The organism is Pseudoxanthomonas sp. LjRoot143, from assembly GCF_964252945.1.
GTDB lineage: Bacteria > Pseudomonadota > Gammaproteobacteria > Xanthomonadales > Xanthomonadaceae > Pseudoxanthomonas_A.
Map to the genome: position 1 here is coordinate 1,457,322 of NZ_CAXUPM020000001.1, position 16,813 is coordinate 1,474,134.

The window sequence follows — 16,813 nt, forward strand, 5'->3', positions numbered from 1 at the left end:
TGCAGCGATGCAAGTCCCGTTCCAGCCGCCGGGCGTCGGCTCGTCGTCGGGTGAGCCTCTGGTATCCTTGCCGACCGTTTCCAGCCCCCGCCCCACGACCCATGATCGAGCTCAATCCCATCCGCCAGCGCATCGCCGACCTGCAGGACAGGCTGGCCTCGCTCCGGGGGTATCTTTGACTACGATGCCAAGCGCGAGCGCCTGGAAGAAGTAAACCGCGAGCTGGAAAGCCCGGACATCTGGAACAACGCGGAGTACGCCCAGCAGCTCGGTCGCGAGCGCTCGCTGCTGGACAAGACGGTCAACGGCATCCGCGACATCGAGGAAGGCCTGACCGGTGGCAGCGAGCTGCTGGAACTGGCCGAGATGGAGAACGACGAGGACACCGCGCAGGCCGTGGTGGCCGATGTCGAGCGCTATGCCGTGCATGTGGGCAAGCTGGAGTTCCAGCGCATGTTCTCCGGCAAGATGGACAGCTCCAACGCCTTCGTCGACATCCAGGCCGGCGCCGGCGGCACCGAGGCGCAGGATTGGGCGGAAATCCTGCTGCGCATGTACCTGCGCTGGTGCGAATCGCGTGGCTGGAAGACCGAGCTGATGGAGGCCAGCGGTGGTGACGTCGCCGGCATCAAGTCGGCCACGCTGCGGGTGGAAGGCGATTTCGCCTACGGCTGGCTGAAGACCGAGACCGGCGTCCACCGACTGGTGCGCAAGTCCCCGTTCGACTCGGACAACCGCCGCCATACCAGCTTCACCTCGGTGTTCGTGTCGCCGGAAGTCGACGACAACATCGACATCGACATCAATCCGGCCGACCTGAAGACCGATGTGTACCGCTCGTCCGGCGCCGGTGGCCAGCACGTCAACAAGACCGAATCGGCGGTGCGCATCACCCACGTGCCGACCGGCATCGTGGTCGCCTGCCAGACCGGCCGCAGCCAGCACCAGAACCGCGACAACGCGATGAAGATGCTGGCCGCCAAGCTGTACGAGCTGGAAATCCAGAAGCGCAACGCCGAGCGCGATGCGGTGGAAGCCACCAAGTCCGATATCGGCTGGGGCAGCCAGATCCGCAACTACGTGCTGGACCAGAGCCGCATCAAGGACCTGCGTACCGGTATCGAGCGTTCGGATACGCAGAAGGTCCTGGACGGCGACCTGGACGAGTTCGTCGAGGCCAGCCTGAAGTCCGGCCTGGAAGCGGGCTCCAAACGCATCGACGCTTGATTCGGCCAATCCCCCTGTGGGAGCGACGTCAGTCGCGAATGGCCACCGAGAAAGCTCGCGACTGACGTCGCTCCCACGTTCTAGAAGACGACACGACCCCATGACAGAACAAGCCGCTCCGCAGGACGAGAACAGCCTCATCGCCGAGCGTCGCGCCAAACTGACCGCATTGCGCGGGCAGGGCATCGCGTTCCCGAACGACTTCCGCCGCACCGACTATGCAGGCGACCTGCAGACGCAGTACGAGGACGCCGATCTGTGGTCCGGCGAGGCACTGGAAGGCAGCGGCCGGCAGGTGAAGCTGGCCGGCCGCCTGATGGCCAAGCGCGTGATGGGCAAGGCCAGCTTCGTGCAGATCCAGGACGAGTCCGGCCGCATCCAGCTGTTCCTGCAGGCCAACACGCTGGGCGCGGCCTACGATGCGTTCAAGGGCTGGGACATCGGCGATATCGTCGGTGTCGAGGGTGGGCTCACCCGCACCCGGACCGGCGAACTGTCGGTGAAAGCCGAGGCCCTGCGCCTGCTGACCAAGTCGCTGCGTCCGCTCCCGGACAAGTGGCACGGTCTGTCGGACGTGGAGCAGCGTTACCGCCAACGCTACGTCGACCTGATCGTTACCCCGGAAGCACGCGCGGTGTTCATCAAGCGCTCGCGCATCATCCGCGCGATCCGTGAATGGCTGGATACCCGGCGCTTCCTCGAGGTCGAGACGCCGATGATGCATTACATCCCCGGCGGCGCTGCGGCCAAGCCGTTCACCACCCACCACAACGCGCTGGACCTGGACCTGTACCTGCGCGTGGCACCGGAGCTGTACCTGAAGCGCCTGGTGGTCGGCGGCCTTGAGCGGGTCTACGAGATCAACCGCAACTTCCGCAACGAGGGTGTCAGCACCCGCCACAACCCCGAATTCACCATGCTCGAACTGTACGAGGCCTATGCCTCGTACACCGAGATCATGGACCTGACCGAAGGCGTCATCCGCGACGTGGCGCACGAGGTGCTGGGTACCGGGCAGGTCGTCTGGGACGGGCAGGACATCGATCTGGAGCCGGCGTTCCGCCGCTGGCGCATGGACGAGGCCGTCCGCCACCACAACCCCGAGATCAGCGCCGCCGACTGCACCGATCGCGACGCGCTCGTGCGTCACTGCGAGCGCCTGAAGATCCATGTGAAGCCGTCGTACGGCTGGGGCAAGCTGCTGCTGGAGATCTTCGAGAAGACGGTGGAGCACACCCTGGTGCAGCCGACCTTCATCACCGACCATCCGGTGGAGGTGTCGCCGCTGGCCCGCGCCAACGACGACCAGCCGGGCTATACGGACCGGTTCGAGCTGTTCATCAGCGGCAAGGAGATCGCCAACGGCTTCTCCGAACTCAACGATCCCGAGGACCAGGCGGCGCGCTTCATGGCGCAGGTCCAGGCCAAGGAAGGCGGCGACGACGAGGCGATGCACTTCGATGCCGACTACATCCGCGCACTGGAAGTCGGGCTGCCGCCGACCGGCGGCCTGGGTATCGGCGTCGACCGCCTGGTCATGCTGCTGACCGGCTCCGATTCGATCCGTGACGTCTTGCTGTTCCCGTATATGCGTCCTGAAAGCCAAGGCTGAACACGACGTCCCGGCGCGCCAACGAAGTGACGCTCCGGGGCAGAATACGCACCCGTCCGGATGACGCGGCGGGGCCACTGCTGCGGAAAGGGCGGTCGTCGGATGGCCGTTCCGCCGCCAGCTACCCGCCACGGACTGGCCGGGAGGGCGGCAAATCCGTGACGGAGGTCAATTTGTTGAGTCCCGACAGGTCGTGGCGGCAGCTGGCACGCTTCCTGCGTCGCTTTACGCGCAGGACGGTCAATTTTCCGCCGCCCGCGCCGATAGAGATCAGGGGAGGGGGCCCCGTGATTCGCATCGGTTCCCTTCGTGGTTCACGGACCCCGCCCGGGACCGTGCCGCCGGACAGGACTGACGACATGTTGGATGCGAGCCCCGCCGGAGTATCCTTGCCCGACAGCCACGCGATGTGGCCACAAGGGGTGGGTAACGCTTTGAACATCGTCATCGTCGACGATCAGACGTCTGCGCGCACGATGCTGCGCCATGTCATCGAGGACATCGCGTCCGAGCTGGCCGTCCATGATTTCGGCGATCCGCTGGCCGCACTGGAATGGTGCGAGAAGAACCGTACCGACCTGCTGCTGGATTACCGCATGCCGGGCATGGACGGGCTGGAGTTCGCACGGCGCTTCCGCCGGCTGCCGATGCACCGCGACATCGCGATCATCCTGATCACGGTAGTCGGCGACGAACCGATCCGCCAGGCGGCGCTGGAAGCGGGCGTCATCGATTTCCTGGTCAAGCCGGTGCGGCCGCGCGAACTGCGCGCCCGCTGCCGCAACCTGCTGCAGCTCCGCCAGCAGTCCGAGAACGTCAAGCAGCGCGCCCTGTCGCTGGAGCAGCGCCTGCTGTCCAGCATGCACGAGGTCGAGGAGCGCGAACGCGAGACCCTGTCGCGCCTGGCGCGCGCCATCGAGTACCGCGACAGCGGCACCAGCGCCTACCTGGAACGCATGGCCCACGTGGCCGGCCTGATCGCCGAGCAGCTCGGCTTGCCGGAAGACGAGGTGCGCACCATCGAGATGGCGGCGCCGCTGCACGACATGGGCAAGATCGCGATCCCGGATTCTGTGCTGATGAAAGCCGGTCCGCTGACCGCGGACGAAACCGAGGTCATGCGCCGCCACCCCAAGATCGGTCACCAGCTGCTGTCCGGCAGCCAGAACCGCTTCATCCAGACCGGTGCGCTGATCGCGCTGCGGCACCACGAGCGCTACGACGGCAGCGGCTATCCCGATGGCCTCGTCGGCGAGCAGATCCCGTTGGAAGCGAGGATAGTGGCGGTTGCGGACGTGTTCGATGCCCTGATCTCGCCGCGGCCGTACAAGAAGGCATGGGAAAAGGACGCCGCGCTGGCTTACCTGTACGCCCAGCGCGGTCGCCTGTTCGATCCCGCATGTGTCGACGCGCTGATCCGTGGGCGGGCGCGGCTGGACGACATCTGCGAACGCTATTCGACGGTGCAGAGCCGTCCAGGGATGGAGTGAGCCATGACCAATCCCATCAGCTGGATCAAGTCCCGACTGGCGCATCGCGGCGACAGCGAGCACGGCCAGGCGCTGATCCGCGTCGCGTTGATCTCCATCATCCTGGCCTACGCGCTGCTGCCGTCCTCGCGCGCCGCATTGCCGGCTGACCAGTACACCATCGTCCTGACCATCATCACCTCCGGCCTGGTCAACGGCCTGGGCATCTTCGCGTGGCTGCTCGTGCAGCCGGGCCAGTCGCACGTCCGTCGCGGCCTGGGCATGGTCGCCGACTACGGCCTGCTGGCCGCGGCGATGAACGGCATGGGCGAGCCGCTGTCGTGGGCGTACGTCGTGCTGATGTGGATCACGGTCGGCAACGGCCTGCGCTACGGCAACCGCTACCTGGTCGTCGCGGTGGCAATGGCCAGCACCGCGTTCGCCGCGGTGGTCGCCATGAACGACTACTGGAACGCCAACCTGACGCTGGGCGTGGGCCTGGTGCTTGGCCTCATCGCGGTGCCGATGTACCTGTCCGGCCTGCTGCGCGACCTGACCCGCGCCACCGACGAAGCGCGCCGCGCGAACGAGGCCAAGAGCCGCTTCCTCGCGAACATGAGCCATGAGTTCCGCACGCCGCTGAACGGTCTGGCGGGCATGTCCGAACTGCTGGCGACGACGCGCCTGGATGCGGAGCAGCGCGAGTGCCTGTCCACGATCCAGGCCTCCACGCGCACCTTGCTGGGCCTGGTCGAGGACGTGCTGGACATCTCCGCGATCGAGGCGGGCAAGGTCAAGCTCAACGTGGTGGAGTTCTCGCCACGCGAACTGGTCGACAACATCGGTCTGATCCTGATGCCGCAGGCGCGCGGCAAGCAGGTGCGCTACGAAGGCGTCGTCGACGATGCGATCCCGCTCAAGCTGCGCGGCGACGCCGGCCACCTGCGGCAGGTGCTGCTGAACCTGGCCGGCAACGCGGTCAAGTTCACCGACGAGGGCGAAGTACGCGTGGTCGTCACGCCGACCCTGGTCGAAGGCAGCCAGGTGCGCCTGCGCTTCACGGTCACCGACACCGGCATCGGCGTACCGCTCGCGCTGCGCGAGCGACTGTTCGAGGCGTTCGAGCAGGCCGACGTCAGCCTGTCGCGCCGCTACGGTGGCACCGGTCTGGGCACCACGATCGCCAAGGGCCTGACCGAGGCGATGGGCGGCACCATCGGGTTCGAGAGCCATGAACAACGCGGCAGCTGCTTCTGGGTCGAACTGCCGTTCGAAGCGGTACCCGAGCGCGTTGTGGTGCCTGCGGTGCACGGCCATGCGGAGTGGCTCCAGGAAGAACCGGAAACGTCGAGCGCGGAGAACATCATCGCGTTCTCCGATCCGTTCCTGCGCCATCGCGCACGCGTGCGCAGCATGCAGATCCTCGTGGCCGACGACCACGAAGCCAATCGCATGGTCGTGCAGCGGCTGCTGCAGAAGGCGGGCCATCGCATCACCTGCGTCAACGGCGGCGAAGAAGTGCTGGACGCGCTGGAGTCGGCTTCCTATGACGCCGTCATCTGCGATCTGCACATGCCCGGGTTGAGCGGCCTGGACCTGTTGAAGCAGCTACGCGTGATGGAGGCCGGCAGCGGCAGCCGCACTCCGGTGCTGATCCTCAGCGCGGACGTCACGCCCGAATCGATCCAGCGCTGCGAGCAGGCCGGCGCACGCGCGTTCCTGGCCAAGCCGGTCGTCGCGACGCGCCTGCTGGACGCACTGGCCGACATCGCCACCTCCGGCCGGGTCACCGCCACCGCGGTCTCCATGGCACCCGCGCGTGCTGCGGAAGTCTCGGACGGCGTGCTCGATGTCAGCGTACTGGACGAACTGACGGCGCTCGGCATGGGCGAGGCGTTCGAGCGCGAATTCATCGAGCAGTGCCTCAACGACGCGGACGGATGCATCGGCGCCATGGCGCATGCGATGGAGCGCGGCGATGGCGAGCACCTGCGCGAGCATGCGCATGCGCTGAAAGGTGTGGCCAGCAACCTAGGGCTGGTGAAACTGGCGGCCGCGGCGGGCGAAATGATGAGTCTGGCCGACTGGCAGATCACACGCGAATGGCGTCATCGCCTGGCGGCGCTGAACTCCCACCTGAGCCACGGCCGTGCCGCCCTCGATGCCCGGCAGCGTATCCGGGGTGCGGTGGACAAGGGCAGCGAAAGCACGTCGCCGTGACGCGGCTGCCCCGCCGCCCATGACGGCGGTGGGTGGCAATGGTGGAGCGTCGCGTTATCGGGTCCGCCGGTGGCGGGTCCCTGGCGAGTACGGTGACCCGGACTCGCCCTTGAAGACGCAGAATGCGCTTCAACCCCCTGATTTCCCCTGTGGTCGTCTGCGGTGAAAGCAGCGTTGCAGGATGTACTCAGGCCGCGCGGATGGAGCGCTTTTCCTGTGCGCGCACGATGCGCTCCATCATCTTCAGCGACTTGTCGCCGAGCGTCAGGGCGGTGTCGACCCACACTTCGGTGATGCCCATCAGCTCGTCATAACCGACCGGCTGCGCCAGGTTGCGGCAGGCGTTCAACGCCAGGTGCGCGTGCGGCGAACGGCGCTGCTTGTCGATGATCGTCTGCACGGCGGCCGCACCCTGGCCCTTGGGCACGAGCACATCGACCACGCCCAGCTTGTACAGCTCGTCGCTCGTGTAGATGTTGCCTTCCAGGATGATCTTCTCGGCGACCTGCGGCGACACCCGCTTGCACAGGAAGGAGTAGGCGCCCATGCCCGGGAACAGACCGAACAGCACTTCCGGCAGGCCCATGTCCACGCCTTCCTCGGCCACGATGGTGTGGCAGGACAGCGCGATTTCCAGACCGCCGCCCAGTGCGTCGCCCTGGATCAGCGCGATGGTGCGCACGTCGCCGCCGAGGCCGGTGTTGAGATGGTGGACGCCATCGATGCAGCGACGCGCATAGCTCAGCAGGCGATCGCGGTTGTTCTCGCGGATCAGCTGGGAGAACAGCTCCAGGTCGCCGCCCAGGTTGAACGCGCTCGCGTCGGAGGCGACGACGAGATGACGCAGCTTGCCCGGCTGGCGCTGGGATTCGCGCAGGGTGATGGAGTTCATGAAGCTCAGCACGTCGTCGAGCATCTGGCTGCGGAAGCAGGGGCGCACGCCCGGTGCGACATCCGAATGCATGTACATCCAGTGCGCGTCACCGCTCGGTTCGGATTCGACGCGGATGGTCGGGAAGGCACGGGTACGCTGCAGTTTTTCGACGTTGTTCATGGAGAGCTCCTTGGAGGGGTATTGCCCGCGCGGCAGGGGAAGCGGGTGACGGATTAATGTGACGCAGGTGGCATCACGCGCCGATCCTACACCTGAACGAATAATTAAAATCCAGTGCACACGCGCGCTTGCGGCATGTTGCCGGCGTCAAGTCGCCACCAGTCTCGATATTTGTGACAGGCGTCTAGAATCCACCCCTAAAGTCCTGAACCCAAAGAAAAAGGCCGGCACAAGGCCGGCCTTTTCAATAAAGCTGAACAGGGCTTTCAGGGCGTCTTGGCAGGCTCGCGCAGTTCCTTGCGCAGGATCTTGCCGACGTTGGTCTTCGGCAGTTCCGTGCGGAACTCGATGTGGCGCGGCTGCTTGTAGCCGGTCAGGTTGTCGCGGCAGAACGCCTTGACCTGCTCGGCGGTCAGGGCAGGGTCCTTCTTCACGATGAAGACCTTCACCGCTTCGCCCGACTTGTCGTCCGGCACGCCGATCGCCGCCACTTCCAGCACGCCCTCCAGGCCCGCAATGACGTCCTCGACCTCGTTCGGATACACGTTGAAGCCCGACACCAGGATCATGTCCTTCTTGCGGTCGACGATGTAGAAGAACCCGTTCTCGTCCATCTTCGCCATGTCGCCGGTGTGCAGCCAACCGTCGGCGTCCATAACGTTCGCGGTTTCTTCGGGACGCTGCCAGTAGCCCTTCATCACCTGCGGCCCCTTGATGCACAGTTCGCCCACTTCGCCCAGCGGCACGACGTTGCCGTCGTCGTCCTTCAGGCAGGCATCGGTGGACGGCACCGGCAGACCGATGGCGCCGTTGTAATCGTGCAGATCCATCGGATTGATGCAGGCAGCGGGTGAGGTTTCGGTCAGGCCGTAGGCCTCGACCAGCGTGACGCCGGTGACCTTCTTCCATTTCTCCGCGACGGCGCGCTGCACCGCCATGCCGCCACCGAGCGTCATCTTGAGATTGGAGAAATCCACCTCGTCGAAGCCCGGCGTATTGAGCAAGCCATTGAACAACGTGTTGACGCCGGTGATCGCGGTGAAGCGCGTGGCTTTCAGTTCCTTGACGAAGCCCGGCATGTCGCGCGGGTTGGTGATCAGGTGGTTGAGGCCGCCGAGCTTCATGAAGACCAGGCAGTTCGCCGTCAATGCGAAGATGTGGTACAGCGGCAGCGCGGTGATGATCACCTCGTTGCCGTAGTCCAGACCGGTGCCCACCCACACGCCGGCCTGCTGCATGTTCGCCACCAGGTTGCGGTGCGTCAGCATCGCGCCCTTGGCGACGCCGGTGGTGCCGCCGGTGTACTGCAGGAACGCGATGTCGCCGGAGTCGATGTCGACCTCGGGCAGCGTGTGCAACTGGCCGAGCGTCAGCGTGTCCTTGAAGCGCACGGTGCCGGGAATGTCGTAGTCCGGCACCATCTTCTTCACGTACTTGAGGACGAAGTTGACGATGGCGCCTTTCGGGAACCCGACCAGGTCGCCGAGCGCGGTGGTGACCACCTGCTTGACCTGCGTCCCGGCGAGGGCTTCCTGTGCGGTCTTGCCGAAGTTGTCGACGACCAGCAGTACGCTGGCGCCCGAATCCACCAGCTGGTGCTTCAGCTCGCGCGGGGTGTACATCGGATTGACGTTGACCACCGTCAGGCCGGCGCGCAACACGCCGAAGATCGCGATGGGGTACTGCAGGCAGTTCGGCATCATGATGGCGACGCGGTCGCCCTTCTTGAGCTTGAGCTCGCCGAGCAGGTACGCGGCGAACTGCCGGCTGAGCTTGTCGATCTCGCCGTAGGTCAGGGTCTTGCCGAAGTTGCGGAACGCGGGGCGGTCGCGGTACTTGCTGATGGCCTCATCGAAGACGGAGACGATGGAGCGGTACTGCTCCAGGTCCACCTGCTGCGGCACGCCTTGCGGGTAGCTCTTGAACCACGGACGTTCCTGACTCATCGTTCCATTCCCTCCCCAGGGTCTTCGGGCCGCCTCGCGGCGTTCAATGGGCAAACGCCGGAGATGGCGCCTGCTGGGAGCATACCGTTCCGGATGGAAAAGGCGAAGGTTTCGATGACGAAGAGCGGATTCACCGCGTGCGGGTGGCTGCTTGCCTGCATGCTGATGCTGGCCGCCTGCGCTGGCGATGCGCCGGAAGCGCAGTTGCGGCGGCAGTTCGATGCGATGCAGGCGGCGGTGGAAGCCGGTAAGGCCGGCGATTTCATCGACAGCGTCAGTCCGGATTTCACCGGTGAGGAAGGGATCGATCGTGCTGCGCTGCACAACATGCTCCGTGCCCACACGCTGATGAATGCGCGCATCGGCGCCACCACGGGACCGCTCGATGTCAGGGTGGAGGGCGACAACGCGGAAGTCGCGTTCAACGTGCTGCTGACCTCCAGCAGCGGACGCATGCTGCCGAACCAGGCCGGCACCTATCGCGTCACGACAGCCTGGCGGCGCGAGGATGGCGACTGGCGCGTGTACCACGCCCGCTGGGAACGCGGGCAGTGATCACTTCACCGGCGTGAGCTTCCCGGGCGTCCAGCGATAGCGCAGCGTCTTGCTGACGCTCGGGCAGCAGCGGGGATCGTTGGGGCCAGGCCACTTCGTCGTGAGCTGGATAAGGCCGTCGGTGACCGTCATGCCTTCGACCAGGCCCAGGGGATCGTGCGTTTCGCCCGCTGCCGCGTAGCGTGCCCGCTGTTTGGCCAGCACCGCGACACCGTTGTTCGAATAGGTAGGGCCGTACATCGTCCACAGGACGACGACTTCATCCTGGCCATCGCCATTGAGATCGGCCGCAAGGACCTCGGTGGCTTCATAGCTTTCCATGTGGCCCGCCTGTTTGCCGGCGACGAACTGGTCGGCGATCTTCTTCGACGCGTCCGCGCCGGAAGCGGCGGCGAAACGCGTGGCCGGCAGCATGCCGATGCAGAGGCAGGCGCACCCGATGAGTGCGCGCGGAAGCTTGGTCTTCAATGCCCGTCCCCTACGGCCTTCGGAAGAAGGCCTTCAACAGCCGCAACGCAAGGAGGGCGAGCAACCGGCAATAGGTCGGGTTGCCCGCGCGCGCTCGGGACGGGATCATCGAGCCTTACAGAAAAGGGGAAGAGATCCATGTCGATTCGCTGGAAGATCCTGGCATGCCTGTGGCTGGCCGCCGGCAACGCCGTTGCGCAGGACGCGCTGCCTTACCAGACGCCGCCTGCGGAGATCCTGCAACTGGCAGACGTACAGCGTCCCCCCAGCGTCGTGGCGGACAGCGGCAAGACGCGGCTGGTGCTGTTCTATCGGGATGCGTTCAAATCGCTGGCCGAACTGTCCGACGAGGAACTGCGGCTGGGCGGCCTGCGGGTCAATCCGCGAACCAACATCGCCAGCACCGCCACCTACTTCAACAACCTGCAGGTGCAGGAACTCGCCGGAGGCCCGGCGCGGCAGGTGACCGGCCTTCCGGCGCTGCCACGCCTGGCCAACTTCGTCTGGTCACCCGATGAAACGCGGCTGGCCTTCACCCACACCACGCGTACCGGCGTCGAAGTGTGGGTGCTCGAGCTGGCGTCGGCACGGGCGACGCGCCTGACCGAAGCGCGCGTGAACGGCAACGTCGGCAATCCGCTCACCTGGTTCCGCGACAACCAGGCGCTGCTGGTCCGCATGCTGCCGGTGCAACGTCCCGCCTTGATCGACACGTCTCGCCAGGTGCCCACCGGCCCCACCGTGTCGATCAGTGACGGCAGCAAGGCGCAGAACCGTACCTACCAGGACCTGCTGAAGAACCCGCAGGATGAAGCGAACTTCTCCGTCCTCGCCACGTCCGAACTGCACCGTGTTCCACTGAAGGGGCGCGCGACCCTGTGGCGCAGCGCCGGCATGTACACCGGCGAGTCGTTTTCGCCGGACGGCCGCTATGTACTGCTGCGGACGCTCAAGAAGCCGTTCTCGTATCTGGTGCCCTACAGCCGTTTCCCATTCAGCGCCGACGTCGTGGAGACCACCGGCAAGCCGGCCGTGACGGTCGTCGACGCGCCGCTCGCCGAAAACCTGCCGAAAGGTTTCATGGCCGTGCGCGCGGGCCGTCGCGACATCGACTGGCGCGCGGACCAGCCGGCGACGCTGGTATGGGCGGAGGCGTTGGACAAGGGCGATCCGGGAGTGAACGTGCCGTTCCGCGACGAGGCCTTCGCGTGGGAAGCGCCGTTCACCGCGGCGCCACGTTCGATCTTCAAGACCATCGATCGCGTGCAGGGCGTGCTGTGGGGCGATGATCGCCACGCCATCGTGACCGACTACTGGTGGAACACGCGCAACACGCGCACCTATCTTTTCGATCCCTCGCAAGCCGGTGCGCCGCTACGCGAACTCGCCAGCCGCAACTACCAGGACCAGTACAGCGATCCGGGCGAGTTCGAGACCCGGCGCAACGCGGCGGGCCAGCGCGTGCTGGCGCTGGACGCCGGCCAGGCGCACCTGATCGGCGACGGCTTCACCCCGGAGGGCCAGTTCCCGTTCATCGACCGCATGGAACTGGCGACGGGCAAGAAGGAGCGCGTCTATACCTCGCGCCTGACCGGCCAGAAGGAAGCGATCCAGGCACTGCTGGATCCGGCGGCCGGTACCGTGCTGGTGCGACTGGAGTCGCCGACCGAGTTCCCGAACTACTACATCCGCCATCTCAAGCAGCGCATCGCGCCGGTCCCGGTGACGCACTTCGAGAATCCGTTCAAGGGCCTGCAGGGCGTGCACAAGGAGGTCCTGACCTACGCGCGTGCCGACGGCCTGCCGCTCACCGGCACGCTTTACCTGCCTGCGGGCTACGACCGTGCCGCAAAGACGCAGAAGCTGCCGCTGGTGATGTGGGCCTATCCGGCCGAGTACAAGGACCGCGACAGCGCGGGCCAGAACACGACCAACCCGAACGAGTTCATCTTCCCGAGCTACGGTTCGCCGGTGTACTGGGTGACGCGCGGTTACGCGGTGCTCGACGATGCCGCGTTCCCGATCGTTGGAGAGGGAAAGGAGGAGCCGAACGACTCCTTCGTCACCCAACTGGTGGCGAACGCGAAGGCGGCGATCGATGCCGTGGATGCCCTGGGCTACATCGACCGCACGCGCGTGGCCGTCGGCGGGCATTCCTACGGCGCCTTCATGACCGCGAACCTGCTGACGCACTCGGACCTGTTCGCTGCCGGCATCGCGCGCAGCGGTGCCTACAACCGCACGCTGACGCCGTTCGGCTTCCAGCAGGAAGAGCGCAATTACTGGGAGGCGCCGGAGGTCTACAACGGCATGTCGCCCTTCATGCACGTGGACAAGATGAAGACGCCGCTGCTGCTGGTGCACGGCGAGGCGGACAACAACTCGGGCACGTTCACGATGCAGAGCGAGCGCTACTTCAATGCGCTGAAGGGCTTCGGCGCACCGACGCGGCTGGTGCTGCTGCCGAAAGAAAGCCACGGCTATGCGGCGAAGGAATCGATCCTCCATCTGCTATGGGAGCAGGATCAGTGGCTGGAGCGCTACGTGAAGAACAAGGGGCAGGCTGCCGGGGCCGCGCCTGCCGCAGGAACACGCTGACGCCGCTCCTTCATGCAAGAAGAAGGCCGCCCGAGGGCGGCCTTCCTGTTTCCGGCGATGCCTTTTTTAGGCGGCCTTGCGTGCCGCGAGTTGGCGGAGCACGTAGTGCAACAGGCCGCCGTGGCGGAAGTAGTCGACTTCCTTCGGCGTGAGCATCAGTACCTTGACCTGGAACTCGACGGTCTTGCCGTCAGCCTTGCGGGCGGTGACCTTGGCGGTCTTCGCAGCGCCGTCCTGCAGGCCGGTGACATCGAAAACCTCGGAGCCATCCAGGCCCAGCGACTGTGCGTTCTCGCCGTCGTTGAACTGCAGCGGCAGCACGCCCATGCCGACCAGATTGGAGCGGTGGATGCGTTCGAAGCTCTCGGCGATCACCGCTTTCACGCCCAGCAGGTTGGTGCCCTTGGCGGCCCAGTCGCGCGACGAGCCGGTGCCGTACTCCTTGCCGGCGATCACGACCAGCGGCACGCCCTGGGCCTGGTACTTCATCGACGCGTCGTAGATGGACATCTTCTCCGGCGGGGTGCTGTCGAAGTACAGCGTGTTGCCGCCTTCCTCGCCGCCGAACATCAGGTTCTTGATGCGGATGTTGGCGAACGTGCCGCGCACCATCACGTCGTCGTTGCCGCGGCGGCTGCCGTAGCTGTTGAAGTCCGCCGGCTGCACGCCGCGCGAGATCAGGAAGCGGCCCGCAGGCGAATCCTTCTTGATGTTGCCGGCCGGCGAGATGTGGTCGGTGGTGATGGAATCGCCGAACAGGCCGAGCACGCGCGCGCCGTGCACATCATCGATGCTGCCGATCTCCATCGACATGCCGTCGAAGTAGGGCGGGTTCTTGATGTAGGTGGAATCGCCATCCCATGCGTACAGATCGCCGTCGGGCGAGGCGATGGTGTTCCAGCGCGAATCGCCCTTGAACACGTCGGCGTAGTTCTTGGCGAACATCTCCGGACCGATGGTCTTGGCGATGAAGTCGCCGATCTCCTTGTTGCTCGGCCAGATGTCCTTGAGAAAGACCGGCTGGCCGTCGCTGCCGGTACCCAGCGGCTCGGTGGTGAGGTCGATGTTGGTGGTACCGGCGATGGCGTAGGCCACGACCAGCGGCGGGCTGGCCAGGTAGTTCATCTTCACTTCGGGATGCACACGGCCCTCGAAGTTGCGGTTGCCGGACAGCACGGATGCCGCGACGAGATCGTCGGCCGCGATCGCCGCCGACACGTCATCCGGCAGCGGGCCGGAGTTGCCGATGCAGGTGGTGCAGCCGTAACCGACCACGTAGAAGCCGAGCTTCTCCAGATCGTCCAGCACGCCGGCTTTTTCCAGGTAGTCCGTCACCACGCGCGACCCCGGTCCGAGCGAGGTCTTCACCCACGGCTGCGCCTTCAGGCCCTTGGCGGCCGCATTGCGGGCCAGCAGACCGGCGCCCAGCATCACCGCCGGGTTGGACGTATTCGTGCAGGAGGTGATGGCGGCGATGACGACATCGCCGTCGCGCAGCTTCAGCGCCGCGCCGCTGTCGGGTGAGGATTCGTGCGCCGATGCGTGCGCGCCGACCGCCGTTCCGCCACCCCCTTCGTTCTTCAACCGGTCTTCCTGCACCAGGTCGATGCGCTTGCGACGCGCATCGGCGAACGGCACCAGATTGTCGCGGAAGTTCTGCTTAACGTCCTGCAGCAGCACACGGTCCTGCGGGCGCTTCGGGCCGGCCAGCGACGGCTTCACATCGCCCATGTCCAGGTGCAGCGTGGCGCTGTACTCGGCATGCGGGCTGTCCGGCGTATGCCACAGGCCCTGCGCTTTCGCGTAGGCCTCGACCAGCGCGATCTGCTCTTCGCTGCGGCCGGACAGGCGCAGGTAGTTCAGCGACTCGTGGTCGATCGGGAAGATGCCGCAGGTCGCACCGTACTCCGGTGCCATGTTGCCGATGGTGGCGCGGTCGGCCAGCGGGAGGTGCTGCAGGCCGTCGCCGTAGAACTCGACGAACTTGCCCACCACGCCGAGCTTGCGCAGCATCTGGGTGACGGTCAGCACCAGGTCGGTGGCGGTGGCGCCTTCCGGCAGCTTGCCGGTCAGCTTGAAGCCGACGACCTGCGGGATCAGCATCGACGAGGGCTGGCCGAGCATCGCGGCTTCCGCCTCGATGCCGCCCACGCCCCAACCGAGCACGCCGATGCCGTTGATCATCGTGGTGTGGCTGTCGGTGCCGAAGACGGTGTCGGGGTAGGCGATGGCCTGGCCGTCCTTCTCGCCGGTCATCACCACGCGCGCAAGGTTCTCCAGGTTCACCTGATGGACGATGCCGGTATTCGGCGGCACCACCTTGAAGTTGTCGAACGCCTTCTGGCCCCAGCGCAGGAAGCCGTAGCGTTCCTTGTTGCGGTCGAATTCGATCTTGCCGTTGAGGTCCAGGGCATCCGGACTGCCGAACACATCGACCTGCACCGAGTGGTCGATGACCAGTTCGGAGGGGATCAGCGGATTGATCTGGTCGGGACTGCCGCCCAGCTTGACCACGGCATCGCGCATCGCGGCCAAGTCGACCACGCAGGGCACGCCGGTGAAGTCCTGCAGGACCACACGGGCCGGCATGAAGGCGATCTCGGTATTGGGCTCCTTGCTGGCCTCCCAGTTGGCGACGGCCTGGATGTGGTCGGGCAGCACCGTCACGCCGTCCTCGCAGCGCAGCAGGTTCTCCAGCAGGATCTTCATGGAGTAGGGCAGGCGGGCGAAGCCACCCTTCGGATCCAGCCGCTCGGCCAGGGCCGGCAGGCTGTAGTAGGCGTAGGACGTGCCGTTGACCTGGAGGGTACGGCGGGTGGCGAAGGAATCACTCATCGCGGAGGCTCCTGTAGCTGGGGAAGAGGGGGCAGGAGACCAGCATAAGCCGCCGGCGCTGCGTGTCTTGTTGAGGCTTGCCCGGATTATCCGTCATGAGTGAGACGGTGGTGATCCGACCAAAGGGGCAGGTATCGGGCGGGATGGCGGGCGTCCGGGCTGGGGTATGCCAAGTAAAGTATGTATAATTTCTCCATACTCAAGAGGGCCCGCCGATGGAAGCCACCGTTGCAGAGCGCGGCCAGATCACCCTGCCGAAGGCCGTGCGCGATGCGCTGGGCCTGACCAAGGGCAGCGTGCTGAAGGTCGAACTGGAAGGTAGCCGCATCGTGTTGCGGAAGAGCGTCGACGACGCCATTTCGCGCGTGCGCGGCAAGTTCGCCCTCGACGCCGACGGCACGCCGGGCGCCACGAACGAATGATCGCCGTCGACGCCCCCGTTCTGATCGAGCTGCTGACCGACGGCGCCCGTGCAGACGCCGTCGAAGCCGGCCTGCGCCAGAGTCTGGGCAGTGGCCGGGTGGTGGTCTGCGATGCCGCGCTGGCGCAGCTGTGCGCCTCGCTGCGCAACGGCGCCGACGCGCTGGCCGCGCTGGAGGAGATGGGCGTGCATTTCAACGCCGTCGAAGCCAAGTCCGCGCTGCGTGCCGGCGAGATGCAACGCCGGCATCGCCAGCGTGATGGCGAAGCGCGGCCGATCGCCGACTTCCTGGTCGGCGCCCACGCGCTGCTGCAGTGCGACGGGCTGATCACCTTCGACACCGCTTTCCACCGCGATTATTTCAAGGGCCTGAAGCTGATCGTGCCCGTCACCGAATAAGCCTTACCG

General features: G+C 65.8%; 12 protein-coding genes. 8 read left to right on the top strand and 4 right to left on the bottom strand.

Translation table 11 applies throughout. The features are described from left to right. Positions 1-101 precede the first annotated feature (101 nt). From prfB to ACSQ1W_RS06845, 4 genes are all read left to right on the top strand, one after another. Positions 102-1,227 (top strand): peptide chain release factor 2 gene (prfB, locus tag ACSQ1W_RS06830; RefSeq protein ID WP_157074069.1). Its coding sequence is split into 2 segments (ribosomal slippage): positions 102-176 and positions 178-1,227, totalling 1,125 coding nucleotides; the frame shifts between segments, so codons are not numbered across the junction. A 100-nt stretch (positions 1,228-1,327) separates the two neighbouring features. Further along, a complete protein-coding gene (gene lysS, locus ACSQ1W_RS06835; RefSeq protein WP_436042451.1) occupies positions 1,328-2,839 on the top strand; it encodes a lysine--tRNA ligase in 1,512 nt (503 codons plus the stop codon). A gap of 407 nt (positions 2,840-3,246) precedes the next feature. Further along, positions 3,247-4,329, top strand: a complete 1,083-nt coding sequence (locus ACSQ1W_RS06840) for an HD domain-containing phosphohydrolase (RefSeq protein WP_436046131.1) — start codon at positions 3,247-3,249, stop codon at positions 4,327-4,329. Positions 4,330-4,332: 3 nt separating this feature from the next. Further along, complete coding sequence (locus ACSQ1W_RS06845; protein WP_436042453.1) at positions 4,333-6,528, top strand: ATP-binding protein; 2,196 nt, start codon at positions 4,333-4,335, stop codon at positions 6,526-6,528. 187 nt (positions 6,529-6,715) lie between these two features. Here the strand turns inward: ACSQ1W_RS06845 and ACSQ1W_RS06850 are convergent, their stop codons facing one another. Both ACSQ1W_RS06850 and ACSQ1W_RS06855 read right to left on the bottom strand, forming a co-directional pair. Continuing rightward, positions 6,716-7,582 carry a crotonase/enoyl-CoA hydratase family protein gene (locus ACSQ1W_RS06850; RefSeq protein WP_192268215.1) on the bottom strand — a complete coding sequence of 289 codons (867 nt, stop codon included), beginning with the start codon at positions 7,580-7,582 and terminating at the stop codon, positions 6,716-6,718. A gap of 266 nt (positions 7,583-7,848) precedes the next feature. Next, entirely contained in the window at positions 7,849-9,528 is a 1,680-nt protein-coding gene (locus ACSQ1W_RS06855; RefSeq protein WP_436042455.1) for a long-chain fatty acid--CoA ligase, read from the bottom strand. A gap of 114 nt (positions 9,529-9,642) precedes the next feature. Here ACSQ1W_RS06855 and ACSQ1W_RS06860 point away from each other — a divergent pair, with 114 nt between their 5' ends. Continuing rightward, on the top strand, positions 9,643-10,083 hold the full coding sequence (locus ACSQ1W_RS06860) for a nuclear transport factor 2 family protein (RefSeq protein WP_436042457.1): 441 nt from the start codon (positions 9,643-9,645) through the stop codon (positions 10,081-10,083). On the opposite strand, the gene ACSQ1W_RS06865 is transcribed toward ACSQ1W_RS06860, so the two are convergent. Beyond that, entirely contained in the window at positions 10,084-10,551 is a 468-nt protein-coding gene (locus ACSQ1W_RS06865; protein WP_436042459.1) for an LppP/LprE family lipoprotein, read from the bottom strand. A 138-nt stretch (positions 10,552-10,689) separates the two neighbouring features. On the opposite strand from ACSQ1W_RS06865, the gene ACSQ1W_RS06870 reads away from it, so the two are divergent. Next, positions 10,690-13,149 carry a S9 family peptidase gene (locus ACSQ1W_RS06870; protein ID WP_192268207.1) on the top strand — a complete coding sequence of 820 codons (2,460 nt, stop codon included), beginning with the start codon at positions 10,690-10,692 and terminating at the stop codon, positions 13,147-13,149. 66 nt (positions 13,150-13,215) lie between these two features. On the opposite strand, the gene acnA is transcribed toward ACSQ1W_RS06870, so the two are convergent. Further along, positions 13,216-15,984 (bottom strand): aconitate hydratase AcnA, encoded by a 2,769-nt coding sequence (gene acnA / locus ACSQ1W_RS06875; protein WP_436042461.1) that lies wholly within the window; start codon positions 15,982-15,984, stop codon positions 13,216-13,218. Positions 15,985-16,199: 215 nt separating this feature from the next. Here acnA and ACSQ1W_RS06880 point away from each other — a divergent pair, with 215 nt between their 5' ends. Further along, positions 16,200-16,406 (top strand): AbrB/MazE/SpoVT family DNA-binding domain-containing protein, encoded by a 207-nt coding sequence (locus tag ACSQ1W_RS06880; RefSeq protein WP_162337357.1) that lies wholly within the window; start codon positions 16,200-16,202, stop codon positions 16,404-16,406. Beyond that, a complete protein-coding gene (locus ACSQ1W_RS06885) occupies positions 16,403-16,804 on the top strand; it encodes a type II toxin-antitoxin system VapC family toxin (RefSeq protein ID WP_436042464.1) in 402 nt (133 codons plus the stop codon). The genes ACSQ1W_RS06880 and ACSQ1W_RS06885 overlap by 4 nt, the downstream gene beginning before the upstream one ends. Positions 16,805-16,813 lie beyond the last annotated feature (9 nt).

Coding starts and splice junctions, on each gene's coding strand:
- lysS (WP_436042451.1), top strand. CDS start 1,328: ATGACAGAACAAGCCGCTCCGCAGGACGAGAACAGCCTCATCGCCGAG.
- ACSQ1W_RS06840 (WP_436046131.1), top strand. CDS start 3,247: ATGTGGCCACAAGGGGTGGGTAACGCTTTGAACATCGTCATCGTCGAC.
- ACSQ1W_RS06845 (WP_436042453.1), top strand. CDS start 4,333: ATGACCAATCCCATCAGCTGGATCAAGTCCCGACTGGCGCATCGCGGC.
- ACSQ1W_RS06850 (WP_192268215.1), bottom strand. CDS start 7,582: ATGAACAACGTCGAAAAACTGCAGCGTACCCGTGCCTTCCCGACCATC.
- ACSQ1W_RS06855 (WP_436042455.1), bottom strand. CDS start 9,528: ATGAGTCAGGAACGTCCGTGGTTCAAGAGCTACCCGCAAGGCGTGCCG.
- ACSQ1W_RS06860 (WP_436042457.1), top strand. CDS start 9,643: ATGACGAAGAGCGGATTCACCGCGTGCGGGTGGCTGCTTGCCTGCATG.
- ACSQ1W_RS06870 (WP_192268207.1), top strand. CDS start 10,690: ATGTCGATTCGCTGGAAGATCCTGGCATGCCTGTGGCTGGCCGCCGGC.
- acnA (WP_436042461.1), bottom strand. CDS start 15,984: ATGAGTGATTCCTTCGCCACCCGCCGTACCCTCCAGGTCAACGGCACG.
- ACSQ1W_RS06880 (WP_162337357.1), top strand. CDS start 16,200: ATGGAAGCCACCGTTGCAGAGCGCGGCCAGATCACCCTGCCGAAGGCC.
- ACSQ1W_RS06885 (WP_436042464.1), top strand. CDS start 16,403: ATGATCGCCGTCGACGCCCCCGTTCTGATCGAGCTGCTGACCGACGGC.